We start from the raw sequence: 17,160 nt of genomic DNA, 5'->3' as shown, positions 1-17,160 counted from the left end.
GTCTTTTTTTAGTGTCCCGCAAGATTTCGGCGTGATGGAAGTGTAATTTGTTCAGACAACAGTAGGCTGCAGGTTTATACCATGGCGGAATGATCCATAATGGTAGTGAAGACAGCGAGTGATGAAGGAATACTCAAGACCAAAGATTATGTACGGCACCAGGCTACACCACCCGGAAAAACCCAGTGCGATGGGGGAATTCTTTCGTTGACACGGGCAATGATATTATGCTAAAGTGTTTTAGGTAGGCCTAAATTCGCGGCTTTTTTTTTGAATCAATATTTGCGTCTTCTAATTTAACGGTTAGAAGTACGTCTTCGGGAGGTGCATATCATGCGGGTAATTATCACTTTAGCTTGTACAAGTTGCAAACAAAGAAACTATGCAACAACCAAAAACAAGCGAAATCACCCCGACCGCTTGGAGATGAAGAAATTTTGCAAGTTTTGTAACGAGCAAACTCCTCATCGCGAAACCAGATAGTCTTTGGAGGTGTAGTCGGCGTGAAACGTAGTTTCAAGTCTTTGTTTTCCTTTTTCACTGAGAGCTGGAGTGAACTCAAAAAGGTTCGCTGGCCTAGCCGTAAGGAACTGAAAAACTATACATTGATCGTTCTCGGTACAATTGTAGTTATCGCTCTTTACTTCTGGGTTCTGGACATCGGTATTTCCGCTGTGATTGAAGCGATTATTTAGAGAGGTCCCAGGTGGCTTGATATGGAAAAAAGATGGTATGTCGTTCATACCTATTCCGGGTATGAGAATAAGGTCAAGGCCAATTTGGAAAAACGCGTTGAGTCCATGGGCATGGAAGACAAAATATTCCGCGTTCTTGTTCCTATGGAAGAAGAACTGGTAAACAAGGATGGCAAGAAAAAAACTGTCATGCGCAAAGTTTACCCTGGTTACGTTTTGGTCGAAATGGTTCAGACTGATGATTCCTGGTATGTAGTCCGCAATACGCCGGGCGTTACCGGATTTGTCGGTTCAACTGGTTCGGGCTCCAAGCCTACCGCTCTACTCCCTGAAGAGGTTGAACAAATTCTGAAGCATATGGGCATGGTTGAACCTAAAGCGAAGATTGATTTCGAAATTAAGGAATCCGTACGTATTATGGTCGGTCCGTTTGCGAATTTTGTGGGCTCCGTGGAAGAGATTTTGGCAGACAAAAGCAAGATCAAGGTACATGTCAACATGTTTGGACGGGAAACCCCGCTCGAGTTGGATTTCACTCAAGTGGAGAAGATATAACAAGCGCAAGGGTTTCTTGTGGGAGAATGCTGCTTAGCATTCGAATACCACTATTTACGCAAGGAGGTGTCACTCATGGCTAAAAAAGTTATTAAAATGGTGAAACTGCAGATTCCTGCAGGGAAAGCGAATCCAGCGCCTCCAGTAGGTCCGGCGTTAGGTCAAGCAGGTGTCAACATCATGGCATTCTGTAAGGAATTCAACGCTCGTACTGCCGACCAGGCTGGCCTGATCATCCCGGTTGAAATTACAGTATTTGAAGACCGTTCCTTTACCTTCATCACTAAAACTCCTCCGGCTGCTGTTCTGCTTCGCATCGCTGCAAAAGTAGAAAAAGGATCCGGTGAACCAAACAAGAAAAAAGTAGCAAAACTCGGCCGCGCAGCGGTTCGTGAAATTGCTGAAACAAAAATGCCCGATCTGAACGCTGCATCTATCGAAGCTGCAATGCGTATGGTTGAAGGTACTGCCCGCAGTATGGGTATCACAATCGAAGACTAATATGTATTCGATGAACCGGTCATTCATGACCGCAATATGTGGGAGGAATTTCCGCTAACACCACAAAGGAGGAACATTTTCATGGCTAAACATGGTAAGAAATACCAAGAATCTGCTAAGCTGATTAACAGCGAAGCAACTTACGAGCCTTCAGAAGCTGTAGAGCTTGTGAAAAAGGCAGCAACTGCTAAATTCGACGAAACCGTTGAAGCAGCAGTTCGTCTGGGTGTAGACCCGCGTAAACAAGACCAAGCTGTTCGTGGTGTTGTTGTCCTGCCTCACGGCACAGGCAAAACTCAACGCGTGCTTGTATTTGCAAAAGGTGAAAAAGCGAAAGAAGCGGAAGCTGCTGGCGCGGATTTTGTTGGTGATGCTGATATGATCAACAAAATTCAACAGGGCTGGTTTGAATTCGACGTCTGCGTAGCTACACCTGATATGATGAGTGAAGTCGGTAAACTGGGTCGTCTGCTCGGTGGTAAAGGCCTCATGCCTAACCCTAAAGCAGGTACAGTTACTTTCGACGTTACCAAGGCTGTTCAAGAAATCAAAGCCGGTAAAATCGAATATCGTCTTGACAAAGCGGGTCAAATTCACGCGCCAATCGGCAAAGTGTCTTTCAACGCTGAACAACTGAACGAGAACCTTAAATCTCTCATCGACGCTCTGAACCGTGCGAAACCGGCTGCTGCTAAAGGTGTATACCTTAAAGGCATCGCTATTTCGTCCACAATGGGACCTAGCGCTCGCGTGAACGCAGCTGCTTTCAGATAATTAAGGGTTGACTCTTTGAGTCATCTTTGATAATCTATAACAGTTGTGAACATTAAGGTGATCAATCTTGAATTCGAATATGCTTACCGTAGACAGTAGGTGCCGTAGGGCTTAATTTCCTACCGAGGTGTTGTGATAGAAACAAAAAGTAACAGGCTCGCCTGACTGCTTTCCGTTTTATCAAGCCTTCGTGAATCTGCGGAGGCTTTTCTAATGCCTGCGTAGGAACGGCGCGGATTCTCCGGAAGAGTCGCCGTCACATAAATTTTCAGGAGGTGTATACAATTGGCAAATGCAAAAGTAATCCAAGCTAAACAGGATGCGGTTGATGTTGTAACTGGCAAACTGCAGAACAGTATCTCTACTGTTGTTGCGGACTACCGCGGATTGAACGTTTCGCAAGTGACTGAACTGCGTAAGCAGCTTCGTGAAGCTGGCGTTGATTTTCAAGTCCTGAAGAACACATTGCTTCGCCGTGCAACTGCAGCGGCTGAGTTGACTGATCTGGACGCTGTCCTGACGGGTCCTACAGCGATCGCTTTCAGTGAAACTGATGCGGTAGTAGCAGCCAAAATTTTGAACGACTTCGCTAAGAAGAACGACGCTCTGAAACTTAAAGGCGGCGTTGTAGAAGGTCGCGTTATCGACGCTGACCAACTGAAAGCACTGGCTGAGCTTCCATCCCGCGATGGTTTGCTGTCCATGCTGCTTAGCGTGCTTCAAGCTCCAATCCGCAACTTCGCGCTTGCAGTTAAAGCTGTTGCTGAAAAAGAAGAACAAAGCGCGTAAGCCTTTGCTTCTAGCTTCATAATCAATACCACAAACCAATTCAAATATAATGGAGGTTCAATCATGAGCAAAGAAACAATCTTGGAAGAAATTAAAGGCATGAGCGTATTGGAACTGAACGACCTGGTTAAAGCAATCGAAGAAGAATTCGGCGTAACTGCAGCAGCTCCAGTAGCAGCTGGCGGCGCAGTAGCAGCTGTTGAAGAAGAACAATCCGAATTCGACGTAATTTTGACAGGCGCTGGCGCTTCCAAAATCAACGTTATCAAAATCGTTCGCGAAATCACAGGTCTTGGCTTGAAAGAAGCTAAAGACGTTGTAGACAACGCTCCAAAAGCAATCAAAGAAAAAGTAAGCAAAGAAGAAGCAGACGCTACTAAAGCAAAATTGGAAGAAGCAGGCGCTTCTGTAGAAGTAAAATAATTTGATTTAAGTAGGTACTGCCCCGGATATGAAGTGATTCTTTCCGGTTCTTGCAACCCCCTTGAACTTGTTCAAGGGGGTTGCTCTATAAGATATGCTTTGTATATTAGAGCCAAGTGAAAGGGAGGATTGTATGTCGCAGCATTATTACTCGCAGCAGCCGGAAGCACGTCATGACAGACGCAGCATCGATACGGTACTGAGAGGCAAAAGCCTCCGCTTTACAAGCGACGCCGGTGTTTTTTCCAAAGGGGATATTGATCATGGCAGCCGAGTTCTGATCGAAGCAATGGAAATTCCGGATGGGGCAGAGGTGCTGGATGTTGGCTGTGGTTACGGCCCTATGGGGATTAGTGCAGCACTCCTCACTCCCAAGGGACATGTGACGATGATTGATATCAACAGCCGTGCTGTAGAGCTTGCCCGCGAGAATGCGCAGCATAACGGAATCCGCAATGTTACGGTTATGGAAAGTGATGTACTGTCTGCGGTGAAGGGGCGTACATTCGATGTGATTCTTACCAATCCGCCGATTCGTGCAGGCAAGGCTGTAGTACATGAGATTTTTGAGCAGGCACATGCGCATTTGAATGAGGGTGGAAGTCTGTGGATAGTCATCCAGAAGAAGCAGGGCGCACCATCGGCCGCCGCCAAGCTAGAAAGCTTGTTCTCGGATGTGGAAGAAGTGGGGAAAGACAAGGGTTATCGCATTATCAGAGCGAAGAAGTAAAAAAATATTAATACTTATTGACATGCAATGTTGATAGTGTTATTATTATAAAATGTCAGTATTAAGCTAGGCTCCATGTCTTTAGTTTGCTGAAATGTCAAGTGATATATTGTCGCCCGGTAAGCGCATGCCGTACGGCAGGTTTTTGCGAATTCCGTTCTCTATGTTCCTGTCACGGCGAAGGTCGCCGGGACAATAGATAATAGCGCATAAACTGTTGCTTGGTGACGTATAATACGCACGTTTTGGGCAAATCTACTGGATAAGGAGTATTTTGGCCGTGGATAGATGCGCTCTTTTTTCGAAAGATTTCGATAAGGGGCTTTTCTGTATTTATGGCTGAATCCTTGTGTTATGGTTCCATTATACGGGTCCAAACAAGGGTTCGCAATCAATTTTTAAGTGAGTAGACATGAGGGGTGAGTAAAGTTGGCAGGACATCTTGTTCAGTATGGTCGACGCACTCGGCGGAGCTATGCGAGAATTAACGAGGTACTCGAGGTCCCGAACCTGATCGAGATCCAACAAAAATCTTATGACTGGTTTTTGGAGGAAGGATTGCGGGAAATGTTCCAGGACATCTCGCCGATCCAGGATTTCACAGGGAATTTGGTACTAGAGTTCATTGATTACAGCCTGGGTGAACCGAAGTATACGGTTGACGACGCTAAAGAGCGGGACGTAACATATGCGGCTCCTCTGCGTGTGAAGGTGCGTCTCATCAATAAGGAGACCGGTGAGGTCAAAGAGCAGGAAGTGTTCATGGGAGATTTCCCGCTGATGACGGAAACCGGCACTTTTATTATCAATGGTGCGGAACGGGTTATTGTCAGCCAGTTGGTTCGCTCTCCAAGCGTCTATTTCAGCACAAAAGTGGATAAGAACGGCAAAAAAACCTACACCGCCACAGTAATTCCGAATCGCGGAGCTTGGCTGGAGCTGGAGACCGACGCTAAGGACATCATGTATGTCCGTATCGACCGGACCCGTAAGATCCCGGTAACCGTGCTTTTGCGTGCTCTAGGCTTCGGCAGTGATGCTGAAATTCTGGAACTGCTTGGCAATGATGAATATATTCGCAATACGCTGGATAAAGACAACACGGACTCCACGGAGAAGGCGCTTATTGAAATTTACGAGCGTCTGCGTCCGGGCGAACCACCGACACTTGACAATGCCAAGAGCCTATTGGTCGCACGTTTCTTTGATCCGAAACGTTATGATTTGGCCAATGTAGGCCGTTACAAAATCAATAAAAAGCTGCATATCAAGAATCGTCTGTTCAATCAGCGTCTGGCACAGCCTTTGGTTGATGAATCTACAGGAGAAATCCTGGCAGAATCCGGCCAGATGGTTGACCGCCGCCTGCTTGATGAGCTGATTCCTTATTTCGAGAAGAATGTAGCTGGCAAGAACTACCGTGTTACCGGCGGGGTTATGGACAGTGAAGATATTCCGCTGCAGACCATTGACGTATTCTCGCCAATTGAAGAAGGCCGGATTATCAAACTGATCGCCAATGGCAACATTGACAAGTCGGTCAAGCATATTACCCAGGCTGATATTATATCCTCAATCAGCTACTTTATTAATTTGCTGCACGGTATCGGTAATACAGATGATATCGACCACTTGGGTAACCGCCGTCTGCGTTCTGTAGGCGAATTGCTGCAGAATCAGTTCCGCATCGGTCTGTCCCGTATGGAGCGCGTGGTGCGGGAGAGAATGTCGATTCAGGACGCCAATGCGATTACACCGCAGGCACTGATCAACATCCGTCCGGTTATCGCGTCCATCAAAGAGTTCTTCGGTAGTTCGCAGCTGTCCCAGTTTATGGATCAGACGAACCCGCTTGCTGAACTTACACACAAACGCCGTCTGTCGGCACTCGGACCCGGCGGTCTGACCCGTGAACGCGCAGGCTTTGAAGTCCGCGACGTACATCACAGTCACTACGGCCGTATGTGTCCTATCGAAACACCGGAAGGTCCGAATATCGGTCTGATCAACTCCTTGTCCACCTTTGCACGCATCAATGAATACGGCTTTATCGAAGCTCCGTATCGTTGGGTGGATCCAAAGACTGGCAAGGTTACAGAACAAATCGATTACCTGACTGCCGATGAAGAAGATAACTATGTAGTCGCCCAGGCGAATGTACAGATTGATGAGCATGGTACATTTAAGGAAGACATGGTTATCGTCCGTTACAACAAAGATTCAGATAACATTACTACAATGCCTAGTAACCGTGTTGACTACATGGACGTTTCGCCTAAGCAGGTTGTGTCGGTCGCTACGGCGCTCATTCCGTTCCTTGAGAACGATGACTCCAACCGTGCACTGATGGGATCGAACATGCAGCGGCAGGCCGTTCCGCTTCTGATTCCGAAAGCTCCGCTTGTCGGCACAGGGATGGAACATAAATCCGCCAAGGATTCGGGCGTATGTATTGTCTCCAAATATGACGGTATTATCGAACGCTCCTCTGCCAATGAAATCTGGCTGCGCCGTGTAGAGGCAGTTGAAGGCAAGGAAGTTAAAGGCGATATCGTTAAATATAAATTACACAAATTTATGCGTTCGAACCAAGGTACCTGTATTAATCAGCGTCCTCTGGCTAAACGTGGCGATATTGTTAAGAAAGGTGACATCCTGGCAGACGGACCTTCCACAGAAATGGGCGAACTTGCTCTTGGCCGCAACGTAGTTGTTGCGTTCATGACTTGGGAAGGTTACAACTACGAGGATGCGATCCTGCTGAGTGAGAAGCTGGTTAAGGAAGATGTATACACTTCGATCCATATCGAGGAATACGAATCCGAAGCCCGTGACACCAAGCTGGGACCTGAAGAGATCACGCGTGATATTCCAAACGTTGGTGAAGAGGCACTCCGCAATCTGGATGAGCGCGGAATCATCCGTATCGGTGCGGAAATCAATGCCGGTGACATTCTGGTAGGTAAAGTTACTCCGAAGGGTGTAACTGAACTAACTGCTGAAGAACGCCTGCTGCACGCTATCTTCGGTGAGAAGGCCCGTGAAGTCCGCGATACCTCCCTGCGCGTTCCGCATGGTAGTGATGGTATTATCGTTGACGTTAAGGTGTTCACCCGTGAGAACGGCGATGAGTTGCCTCCTGGTGTGAATCAACTGGTTCGTGTCTACATCGCTCAGAAACGTAAGATTTCTGAAGGTGACAAGATGGCCGGACGTCACGGTAACAAGGGTGTCGTTGCCCGCATTCTGCCTGAAGAAGATATGCCGTTCCTTCCGGACGGTACACCGGTACAGGTTGTCCTGAACCCGCTGGGCGTACCTTCGCGTATGAACATCGGACAGGTGCTGGAAGTCCATATCGGTATGGCGGCACTTCGTCTGGGTATCCACGTAGCTACTCCGGTATTCGACGGAGCCCGTGAGTATGACGTGTTTGATACGATGGAAGAAGCAGGCATGCAGCGTAATGGTAAGACTGTGTTGTATGACGGACGTACAGGCGAGCGCTTCGAGCGTGAAGTTACTGTCGGCGTCATGCACATGATCAAGCTTGCGCACATGGTTGACGATAAGATTCATGCCCGTTCTACAGGTCCTTACTCACTCGTTACACAGCAGCCACTGGGCGGTAAAGCTCAGTTCGGCGGACAGCGTTTCGGGGAAATGGAAGTGTGGGCGCTTGAAGCTTACGGCGCGGCGTATACACTGCAAGAAATTTTGACTGTGAAATCCGATGACGTGGTCGGCCGTGTGAAAACGTACGAATCCATCGTCAAAGGTGAAAATGTTCCAGAACCGGGTGTTCCGGAATCGTTCAAGGTATTGATCAAGGAGCTGCAGTCGCTGGGTATGGATGTCAAAATCCTTAGCGGTGACGAGCAGGAGATCGAGATGAAGGAACTGGACGATGAGGACGAGACGTCAGGCGACAAGCTGAGCCTCAATTTGGAAGGCGCAGAAGTCGGCATAGAGTAGTTCACCAGCAAGCCACTAATTTCATTACACAAAGGACCGCGCCCTCTGTTGACTTACCGTCAAGAGAGGGCTGTGGTACTAAATCAGGATATAGGTTAAGGAGGGTTGCTCCTTGTTGGACGTTAACAATTTTGAATTTATGAAAATCGGGCTCGCTTCCCCGGAAAAAATTCGTTCTTGGTCCCGCGGAGAAGTTAAAAAACCGGAAACCATTAACTATCGTACTTTGAAACCGGAAAAAGAGGGTCTTTTTTGCGAACGCATCTTTGGGCCGCAAAAGGACTGGGAATGTCACTGTGGTAAATACAAACGCGTCCGTTATAAGGGCGTTGTGTGCGACCGCTGCGGCGTGGAAGTTACCCGCGCTAAAGTCCGCCGCGAACGTATGGGCCACATCGAGCTGGCAGCTCCGGTATCTCATATCTGGTATTTCAAAGGTATTCCGAGCCGTATGGGTCTGGCACTGGATATGTCTCCAAGATCGCTCGAAGAGATTATCTACTTTGCATCTTATGTTGTAACCGATCCGGGTGAAACTCCTCTGGAGAAGAAACAACTGCTGTCTGAGAAAGAATACCGCAGCTACCGTGAGAAATACGGCTACGGGTTCCAGGCTGGCATGGGTGCTGAAGCCGTCAAAAAACTGCTTCAGGATATCGATATCGATAAAGAACTGGAATTCCTCAAAGAAGAGCTGCGCACGGCCCAAGGCCAGCGCCGTAACCGGGCGATCAAACGTCTGGAAGTTATTGAGGCCTTCCGCAACTCCGGCAACAAGCCAGACTGGATGATCATGGATGTGCTCCCGGTTATTCCTCCGGAGCTTCGCCCTATGGTTCAGCTCGACGGCGGCCGTTTTGCTACGTCTGACCTTAATGATCTGTACCGCCGCGTAATTAACCGTAACAACCGTCTGAAAAGACTGCTGGATCTCGGCGCTCCTGATATTATCGTGCAGAATGAGAAACGGATGCTTCAGGAAGCTGTTGATGCCCTGATCGACAATGGCCGCCGCGGCCGTCCTGTAACAGGTCCTGGTAACCGTCCGCTCAAATCGCTCAGCCATATGCTGAAAGGTAAACAAGGACGTTTCCGCCAGAACTTGCTCGGTAAGCGCGTTGACTATTCCGGACGTTCCGTTATCGTCGTAGGACCTTACCTCAAGATGTACCAATGCGGTCTTCCGAAGAAGATGGCACTGGAACTCTTCAAACCGTTTGTAATGAAAGAATTGGTTAATAAGGGCCTTGCCCATAACATCAAGAGCGCGAAACGTAAGGTTGAGCGCGTAAGTCCTGAAGTCTGGGATGTACTTGAAGAAGTGATCAGAGAGCATCCGGTTCTGCTGAACCGTGCCCCTACGCTGCATAGACTGGGTATACAGGCGTTTGAACCGATTCTGGTAGAAGGTCACGCGATCCGTCTTCACCCGCTCGTATGTACGGCTTACAATGCCGACTTTGACGGTGACCAGATGGCGGTACACGTTCCTCTATCCGCTGAAGCTCAAGCTGAAGCCCGTATCCTCATGCTAGCATCCGGTAACATCCTGAACCCTAAAGATGGTAAGCCGGTTGTTACACCTTCCCAGGATATGGTCCTTGGTACGTTCTATCTGACCATGGATAACAAGGAAGAAAAGGGAACAGGTATGATTCTGCGTACCGTGAACGAAGCTGTTTCAGCTTACCAACGCGGAACCGCTGGTCTGCATGCACGTGTTGCTATTCCTGTTAAGGCACTGGGTAAAACCAACTTTACAGAGGCACAGCAGAATGCATTACTGATTACAACGGTGGGCAAGATTATCTTCAACGAAATCTATCCAAGCAGTTTCCCATACATCAATGAAGCCACCAAAACAAACCTGCTGCAAGGCACACCAGAGAAGTACTTCATCTATGAAAAAGGCGCGGATATCCGCGAATTGATCATGGCTGCTCCGGAAGCCAGTGCTGTAGGTAAAGAATATCTGGGCTTAATCATTGCCCGCTGCTTCGAAACCTATCACACTACCAAAACTTCAGTGATTCTGGATAAAATTAAGCAACTCGGCTTTACGTACTCTACACGTTCCGGTGTTACGGTTGCCGTATCAGACGTTATCGTGCCTGAGGAAAAAGCTACAATTCTTAAAGAATCCGAAGCTAAGGTTGATGTAGTAGCGAATCAATACCGCCGTGGTCTGATTACTAATGATGAACGGTATGACCGTGTTATCGAGATCTGGTCGAAGACTAAGGATGAACTTACGAACGTCCTGCTGAAATCGATGGACCGTTTCAACTCCATCATGCTCATGGTTGACTCCAAGGCGCGTGGTAACAAATCGCAGATCACTCAGCTCGGTGGTATGCGTGGTCTGATGGCTACACCTTCGGGCCGGATTTTCGAATTGCCAATCAAAGCGAACTTCCGTGAAGGTCTGACCGTCCTCGAGTACTTTATCTCCACTCACGGAGCGCGTAAAGGTCTGGCCGATACAGCGCTGCGTACAGCGGATTCCGGGTACTTGACACGCCGTCTCGTTGACGTGGCACAGGACGTAATCGTCCGCGAAGAAGATTGCGGTACCGATAAAGGCTTCACCGTCAGCCGGATTCAAGATGGCAAGGAAGTTATTGAGGATCTCTACGACCGTATTGAAGGCCGTTATTCCTTTGAGACTGTCCGTCATCCGGAAACGAAGGAAATCATCGTTCACCGTAACGATCTGATTGACTCCGATAAGGCCGAGGAAATTGTGAATTCTGGGGTTACCAAACTGCAGATCCGCTCTGTACTCAGCTGCCGTGCCCGTCATGGGGTCTGCAAGAAGTGCTACGGACGTAACCTGGCAACAGGTAAATTCGTGGAAATCGGGGAAGCTGTCGGCATTATTGCTGCACAATCCATCGGTGAACCAGGAACACAGCTTACCATGCGTACATTCCATACCGGCGGTGTTGCCGGAGACGATATCACGCAAGGTTTGCCGCGTATCCAGGAGTTGTTTGAAGCCCGTAACCCTAAAGGTCAGGCAACAATCAGTGAGATTGACGGGGTAGTTAAGGAAATTCGTGAAACTAAGGACCGTCGTGAAATCGAAGTCCAGGGTGAAGCGGAGTCCAAGACCTATTCCATCACTTACGGTTCCCGTCTGCGTGTCAGTGAAGGCCAGGAGATTGAAGCCGGCGATGAATTGACAGACGGTTCTATTGACCCTAAAGAAATGCTGCGTATCAAAGGGATCCGCGGGGTACAGAACTACATTCTGCAAGAAGTACAGCGTGTATACCGTAACCAGGGCGTTGAGATCAATGATAAGCACATTGAAGTTATGATTAAGCAGATGCTGCGCAAAATCCGTATTATCGATGCTGGAGATACCACTCTCCTGCCGGGTGCTTTTGCGGATATTCATGAATATGAAGCAGCCAACAAGGAAGCTATCCTGTCTGGTAAAGAACCTGCAGTTGCTAAGCCAGTACTGCTCGGTATTACCAAAGCCTCTCTGGAAACAGACTCCTTCCTGTCTGCTGCCTCTTTCCAGGAAACTACCCGTGTCTTGACGGATGCAGCAATTAAGGGTAAAGTGGATAAGTTGCTCGGTCTTAAAGAAAATGTTATCATCGGTAAGCTGATTCCTGCAGGTACAGGTATGAATCGTTACCGTAATGTTAAGCTTAGTGATCCGAATGAAGAAAGCAAGCAAGCCGCTTTAGAAACGGTTCCAGCTGAGTAATAAATAATCATCGCATTCAGCATTCGCGTCACGTGATAACCTTGCGTGACGCGGCTGTCTGTTATGAATATTAATAAAATTATTGCTGTTTTTCTTGACATCGTGTGCTGAGGATGCTAATATGTCTAAGGTGCGTGAGTAGCCTTGTCATTCTTGTTCAGTGGAGGTAATGTTTTTCATGACTGATGATAGAGGGTTACAGGATGCTCAGGTCAAGATCGGTTCCAAACAAACCGTCAAGGCGGTGGAGTTGGGCCAAGCCGCAGAAGTCTATGTGGCGGAGGACGGAGATCAACGGCTTACTTCCAGAATTGTTATGCTTTGCGGCAAACAAGGTGTGAAGGTCACATATGTGGACACCATGCTGAATTTGGGCAAGGCCTGCGGTATAGAAGTTGGTGCTGCTATGGCAGCCGTCTTAAAACAATAGCAACAAGAGAACGTTTTTGTACCGGGGTACACTTCGGCAGCAAGGACTTTTCATTTGTCTTTTTATGAACCACCTGGGTCTGTGGACTTAATGTTTGTAAATTGACTATCATTTCAGGAAGGGGGTGGCACAACATGCCAACTATTAATCAACTGGTTCGTAAAGGCCGTCAAGCCAAAATCGAAAAATCCAAATCTCCCGCTCTTCAAAAAGGGTTCAACGCCCTCAAGCGTGAGGCTACAAATTTGAGCGCCCCGCAGAAACGCGGTGTGTGCACTCGTGTAGGCACAATGACTCCACGTAAACCAAACTCAGCACTTCGTAAGTATGCCCGTGTTCGTTTGACGAACCGTCTTGAGGTGACTGCTTACATTCCGGGTATCGGACACAACCTTCAAGAGCACAGTGTAGTATTGCTGCGCGGAGGTAAAGTTAAGGACCTTGCAGGAGTTCGTTACCACATCGTTCGTGGTGCACTTGATACTGCAGGTGTTGCTAACCGGATGCAAGCTCGCTCCAAATATGGTGCGAAACGTCCTAAGGCTAAGAAATAAGACAAGCATATTCGAATAATAACCATTTAAGAAAGGGGGATATCCATGCCACGCAAAGGTCCAGTTACTAAGAGAGATGTATTGCCAGATCCATTGTATAATAGCAAGTTGGTTACTCGTTTGATCAACCGTATTATGCTGGGTGGTAAAAGAGGTGTCGCTCAAAGCATTTTGTACAATTCGTTCAAGTTGATTCAGGAACGTACAGGTAAAGAACCGATGGAAGTTTTCGAAGCTGCCATCAAGAACATCATGCCTGTATTGGAAGTTAAAGCTCGTCGTGTCGGCGGTGCTAACTACCAGGTACCTATCGAGGTTAAACCTGAAAGACGTACTGCTTTGGGATTACGTTGGCTTGTAAACTACTCACGCAACCGCGGTGAGAAGACTATGGAAGAGCGTTTGGCGGCTGAGATTATCGATGCTTCCAACAACACAGGCGCTTCCGTTAAGAAACGTGAAGACACGCACAAAATGGCTGAAGCGAACAAAGCGTTTGCTCACTACCGCTGGTAGGATTATAGCCGTTCAAATAACTTCTATTTTGAAAGGAGATCCATTTCATGTCAAGAGAGTTCTCCTTAAAAAATACACGTAATATCGGGATCATGGCACATATTGATGCTGGTAAAACTACCACTACTGAGCGGATTCTTTTCTACACAGGCCGTACGCACAAAATCGGTGAAGTTCACGAGGGCGCTGCTACAATGGACTGGATGGAACAAGAACAGGAGCGCGGAATTACGATTACTTCCGCTGCTACGACCGCTGCATGGAAGGGCCACCGCATCAATATTATTGATACCCCTGGGCACGTTGACTTCACTGTTGAAGTTGAACGTTCCCTTCGTGTATTGGATGGGGCAGTTGGTGTATTTAGTGCGAAAGAGGGCGTAGAGCCTCAGTCCGAAACCGTATGGAGACAGGCTGACCGTTACGGCGTTCCCCGTATCGCTTATGTGAACAAAATGGATATCATCGGTGCAGACTTCCTGAACGTTATCGACAGTATGCGTGACCGCCTGCAAGCCAACGCAATTGCAATTCAATTGCCAATTGGTGCCGAGAACGACTTCACGGGTATCATTGACCTTGTTGAGCAAAAAGCTCACATGTTCAAGGATGACCTGGGACAGAACATCGAAGTTACTGATATTCCTGCTGATTATTTGGAACAAGTTGAAGGACTGCGTCTCGAGTTGATCGAGAAGGTTGCAGAACTTGACGAAGATCTGACTATGAAGTATCTGGAAGGCGAAGAAATCACAGTGGATGAGATTAAGGCAGCATTGCGCAAAGGCGTATGTGATGTTAAGATCTTCCCTGTAATTGTCGGATCCTCCTATCGTAACAAAGGTGTTCAACTCATGATGGATGCTGTTGTTGATTACTTGCCATCCCCACTGGATGTACCGGCTATTCAAGGTCATCTGGATGACGGTACAGAAGCGGTTCGTCACTCTTCGGATGAAGAACCATTCGCAGCACTGGCATTTAAAATCATGACTGACCCTTATGTAGGTAAACTTACGTTCTTCCGCGTATACTCCGGTGTACTGGAATCCGGTTCTTATGTAGTTAACGCTACCAAGAACAAACGTGAGCGTATCGGCCGTATCCTGCAAATGCATGCAAACAGCCGCCAAGAAATCTCCATTGTATACTCCGGTGATATCGCGGCAGCAGTTGGTCTGAAGGACACAAGTACCGGCGATACACTTTGCGACGAGAAACATCCGGTTATCCTGGAATCCATGAACTTCCCTGATCCGGTTATCGAAATCGCAGTTGAACCAAAAACCAAAGCTGACCAAGATAAGCTCGGCGTAGCTCTCGGAAAGTTGACTGAAGAGGATCCTACTCTTCGTGCTCACACTGATGAAGAAACTGGCCAAACTATCCTGGCAGGTATGGGTGAGCTTCACCTGGATATTATCATCGACCGTATGCGCCGCGAATTCAAGGTAGAAACCAACGTGGGTAAACCACAGGTTGCTTACCGTGAAACATTCAAAGCACCAGCACGTGTTGAAGGTAAATTCGTTCGCCAATCCGGCGGTCGCGGTCAGTATGGTCACGTATGGGTTGAATTTGAACCTCTCGAGCCGGGTACTGGCAGCAAGTTCGAAAGTAAAGTTGTCGGTGGTTCTGTTCCTAGAGAATACATCGCTCCTGCACTTGCCGGTATTGAAGAGCAAATGAAAAACGGCGTTATTGCAGGCTTCCCGCTTGTTGACGTTAAGGCTACCATCGTAGATGGTTCCTATCATGATGTTGACTCCAACGAAATGGCGTTCAAAATCGCCGGCTCGATGGCACTCAAAGCAGCTAAAGACAAGTGTAAACCTGTCCTGCTTGAGCCAATCATGAAAGTGGAAGTAACTGTTCCTGAGGAATACATGGGCGATGTAATGGGTATGTTGAACTCCAGACGCGGACGGATCGAAGGTATGGATTCCCGTGGCGGTGCGCAAATTATCCGTGCAAAGGTACCTCTTTCCGAAATGTTCGGATACTCCACAACACTTCGTTCCGGTACTCAAGGACGCGGCGTATTCTCAATGGAACTTTCTCACTATGAAGAAGTACCTAAATCCATTGCTGAAGAAATCGTAGCCAAGAACAAAGGCGGAGAATAAATTCAATTTTTAACTTGCCGTCCGGGTATATCACATAAGTCATCTAAGAATTGCATGTAGGCGGGCGGCTCAAATATAAGGAACCCCACATTAAGGAGGAACTGTTCAAATGGCAAAGGCAAAGTTTGAACGTAACAAACCGCACGTTAACATTGGTACTATTGGTCACGTCGACCATGGTAAAACAACTCTGACTGCTGCAATCACTACTGTATTGTCCAAAAAATACGGTGGCGCTGCTGTAGCATTCGACCAAATCGATAAGGCTCCTGAAGAACGCGAACGTGGTATCACTATCTCCACTGCTCACGTTGAATATGAAACTCCTAATCGTCACTACGCTCACGTAGACTGCCCTGGACACGCCGACTATGTTAAAAACATGATCACTGGCGCAGCGCAAATGGACGGAGCTATCCTGGTTGTATCCGCAGCTGATGGCCCTATGCCACAGACTCGTGAACACATCCTGCTGTCCCGTCAAGTAGGCGTTCCTTACATCGTTGTATTCTTGAACAAATGCGACATGGTTGAAGACGAAGAGTTGCTTGAACTGGTTGAAATGGAAGTTCGCGACCTGCTGAGCGAATACGACTTCCCAGGCGATGATACTCCAATCATCCGTGGATCTGCTCGTGAAGCTCTACAGAACCCTGAAGGCGAATATGCACAGAAGATCGTTGAAATGTTCGAAACGATCGACACATACATCCCGCTTCCAGAACGTCAGACTGACAAACCATTCTTGATGCCTGTCGAAGATGTATTCTCCATCACTGGCCGCGGTACTGTGGCAACTGGTCGCGTAGAACGCGGAACAGTAAAAGTCGGAGAAGAAATCGAAATCGTTGGTATTCATGAAGAAAAGAAAAAATCCGTTGTTACAGGCGTTGAAATGTTCCGTAAATTGCTCGATTCCGCACAAGCGGGCGACAACATCGGCGCATTGCTGCGTGGTGTAGACCGTAACATGATCGAGCGCGGCCAAGTATTGGCTAAGCCGAACTCCGTTAACCCACACACAGAGTTCACTGCTCAGATCTACGTTCTGACTAAAGAAGAAGGCGGACGTCACAAACCATTCTTCACTGGTTACCGTCCACAGTTCTACTTCCGTACAACTGACGTAACTGGCATCATCAACTTGCCAGAAGGTACTGAAATGGTTATGCCTGGTGACAACATCACTGTAACTGTTTCCCTGATCTCCCCAATCGCTATTGAAGAAGGTACTAAATTCTCCATTCGCGAAGGCGGACGTACAGTTGGTGCCGGTTCCGTAGCTTCCATCCAGAAATAATTCGTCTCTATCCGTTAGGATAGATCCGGAATATAAGTCAGGGCCCCTTCATTATGAAGGGGCCCTGT

At 47.8% G+C, this 17,160-nt stretch carries 15 protein-coding genes and 1 other annotated feature; all 15 genes read left to right on the top strand.

The features are described from left to right. Window positions 1-333: 333 nt before the first annotated feature. The 15 genes from rpmG to tuf all read left to right on the top strand — a co-directional run bounded on the left by rpmG (window position 334) and on the right by tuf (window position 17,092). On the top strand, window positions 334-483 hold the full coding sequence (gene rpmG / locus P40081_RS38060) for a 50S ribosomal protein L33 (protein ID WP_074086515.1): 150 nt from the start codon (window positions 334-336) through the stop codon (window positions 481-483). Window positions 484-503: 20 nt separating this feature from the next. Then, window positions 504-695: a preprotein translocase subunit SecE gene (secE, locus tag P40081_RS32860; protein ID WP_020427085.1), complete on the top strand. Its 192-nt coding sequence runs from the start codon at window positions 504-506 to the stop codon at window positions 693-695. 21 nt (window positions 696-716) lie between these two features. Beyond that, window positions 717-1,250 carry a transcription termination/antitermination protein NusG gene (nusG, locus tag P40081_RS32855; protein WP_020427084.1) on the top strand — a complete coding sequence of 178 codons (534 nt, stop codon included), beginning with the start codon at window positions 717-719 and terminating at the stop codon, window positions 1,248-1,250. A gap of 75 nt (window positions 1,251-1,325) precedes the next feature. Continuing rightward, on the top strand, window positions 1,326-1,751 hold the full coding sequence (rplK, locus tag P40081_RS32850; protein WP_020427083.1) for a 50S ribosomal protein L11: 426 nt from the start codon (window positions 1,326-1,328) through the stop codon (window positions 1,749-1,751). A gap of 81 nt (window positions 1,752-1,832) precedes the next feature. After that, window positions 1,833-2,525: a 50S ribosomal protein L1 gene (gene rplA / locus P40081_RS32845; RefSeq protein ID WP_039298583.1), complete on the top strand. Its 693-nt coding sequence runs from the start codon at window positions 1,833-1,835 to the stop codon at window positions 2,523-2,525. Between the two features lie 68 nt (window positions 2,526-2,593). Further along, window positions 2,594-2,746, top strand: a sequence feature (ribosomal protein L10 leader region). A 64-nt stretch (window positions 2,747-2,810) separates the two neighbouring features. Then, on the top strand, window positions 2,811-3,314 hold the full coding sequence (gene rplJ / locus P40081_RS32840) for a 50S ribosomal protein L10 (protein WP_039298586.1): 504 nt from the start codon (window positions 2,811-2,813) through the stop codon (window positions 3,312-3,314). A gap of 63 nt (window positions 3,315-3,377) precedes the next feature. Then, window positions 3,378-3,737, top strand: coding sequence for a 50S ribosomal protein L7/L12 (gene rplL / locus P40081_RS32835; RefSeq protein WP_042140139.1), 360 nt, complete (start codon window positions 3,378-3,380; stop codon window positions 3,735-3,737). 133 nt (window positions 3,738-3,870) lie between these two features. Then, on the top strand, window positions 3,871-4,467 hold the full coding sequence (locus P40081_RS32830) for a class I SAM-dependent methyltransferase (protein WP_039298593.1): 597 nt from the start codon (window positions 3,871-3,873) through the stop codon (window positions 4,465-4,467). A 429-nt stretch (window positions 4,468-4,896) separates the two neighbouring features. Continuing rightward, on the top strand, window positions 4,897-8,442 hold the full coding sequence (gene rpoB, locus P40081_RS32825; protein ID WP_039298596.1) for a DNA-directed RNA polymerase subunit beta: 3,546 nt from the start codon (window positions 4,897-4,899) through the stop codon (window positions 8,440-8,442). A 112-nt stretch (window positions 8,443-8,554) separates the two neighbouring features. Continuing rightward, window positions 8,555-12,166: a DNA-directed RNA polymerase subunit beta' gene (rpoC, locus tag P40081_RS32820; protein WP_042140138.1), complete on the top strand. Its 3,612-nt coding sequence runs from the start codon at window positions 8,555-8,557 to the stop codon at window positions 12,164-12,166. Window positions 12,167-12,344: 178 nt separating this feature from the next. After that, entirely contained in the window at window positions 12,345-12,596 is a 252-nt protein-coding gene (locus P40081_RS32815) for a ribosomal L7Ae/L30e/S12e/Gadd45 family protein (protein WP_039298604.1), read from the top strand. Between the two features lie 134 nt (window positions 12,597-12,730). After that, window positions 12,731-13,150, top strand: a complete 420-nt coding sequence (rpsL, locus tag P40081_RS32810) for a 30S ribosomal protein S12 (protein ID WP_020427075.1) — start codon at window positions 12,731-12,733, stop codon at window positions 13,148-13,150. A 45-nt stretch (window positions 13,151-13,195) separates the two neighbouring features. Beyond that, window positions 13,196-13,666 (top strand): 30S ribosomal protein S7, encoded by a 471-nt coding sequence (gene rpsG / locus P40081_RS32805; RefSeq protein ID WP_020427074.1) that lies wholly within the window; start codon window positions 13,196-13,198, stop codon window positions 13,664-13,666. A 47-nt stretch (window positions 13,667-13,713) separates the two neighbouring features. Then, the gene (fusA, locus tag P40081_RS32800; RefSeq protein WP_042140137.1) at window positions 13,714-15,792 is read left to right on the top strand and encodes an elongation factor G; all 2,079 of its coding nucleotides are present in this window, start codon (window positions 13,714-13,716) and stop codon (window positions 15,790-15,792) included. 109 nt (window positions 15,793-15,901) lie between these two features. Next, window positions 15,902-17,092: an elongation factor Tu gene (tuf, locus tag P40081_RS32795; RefSeq protein WP_039298612.1), complete on the top strand. Its 1,191-nt coding sequence runs from the start codon at window positions 15,902-15,904 to the stop codon at window positions 17,090-17,092. The last annotated feature ends 68 nt before the right edge of the window (window positions 17,093-17,160 follow it).

The sequence above is a fragment of the Paenibacillus sp. FSL P4-0081 genome (assembly GCF_000758565.1).
Taxonomy (GTDB): Bacteria; Bacillota; Bacilli; order Paenibacillales; family Paenibacillaceae; genus Paenibacillus_AQ; species Paenibacillus_AQ phytohabitans.
The sequence above is the reverse complement of the archived record's forward strand: the minus strand, read 5'-3'. Positions and strand labels throughout refer to the sequence as shown.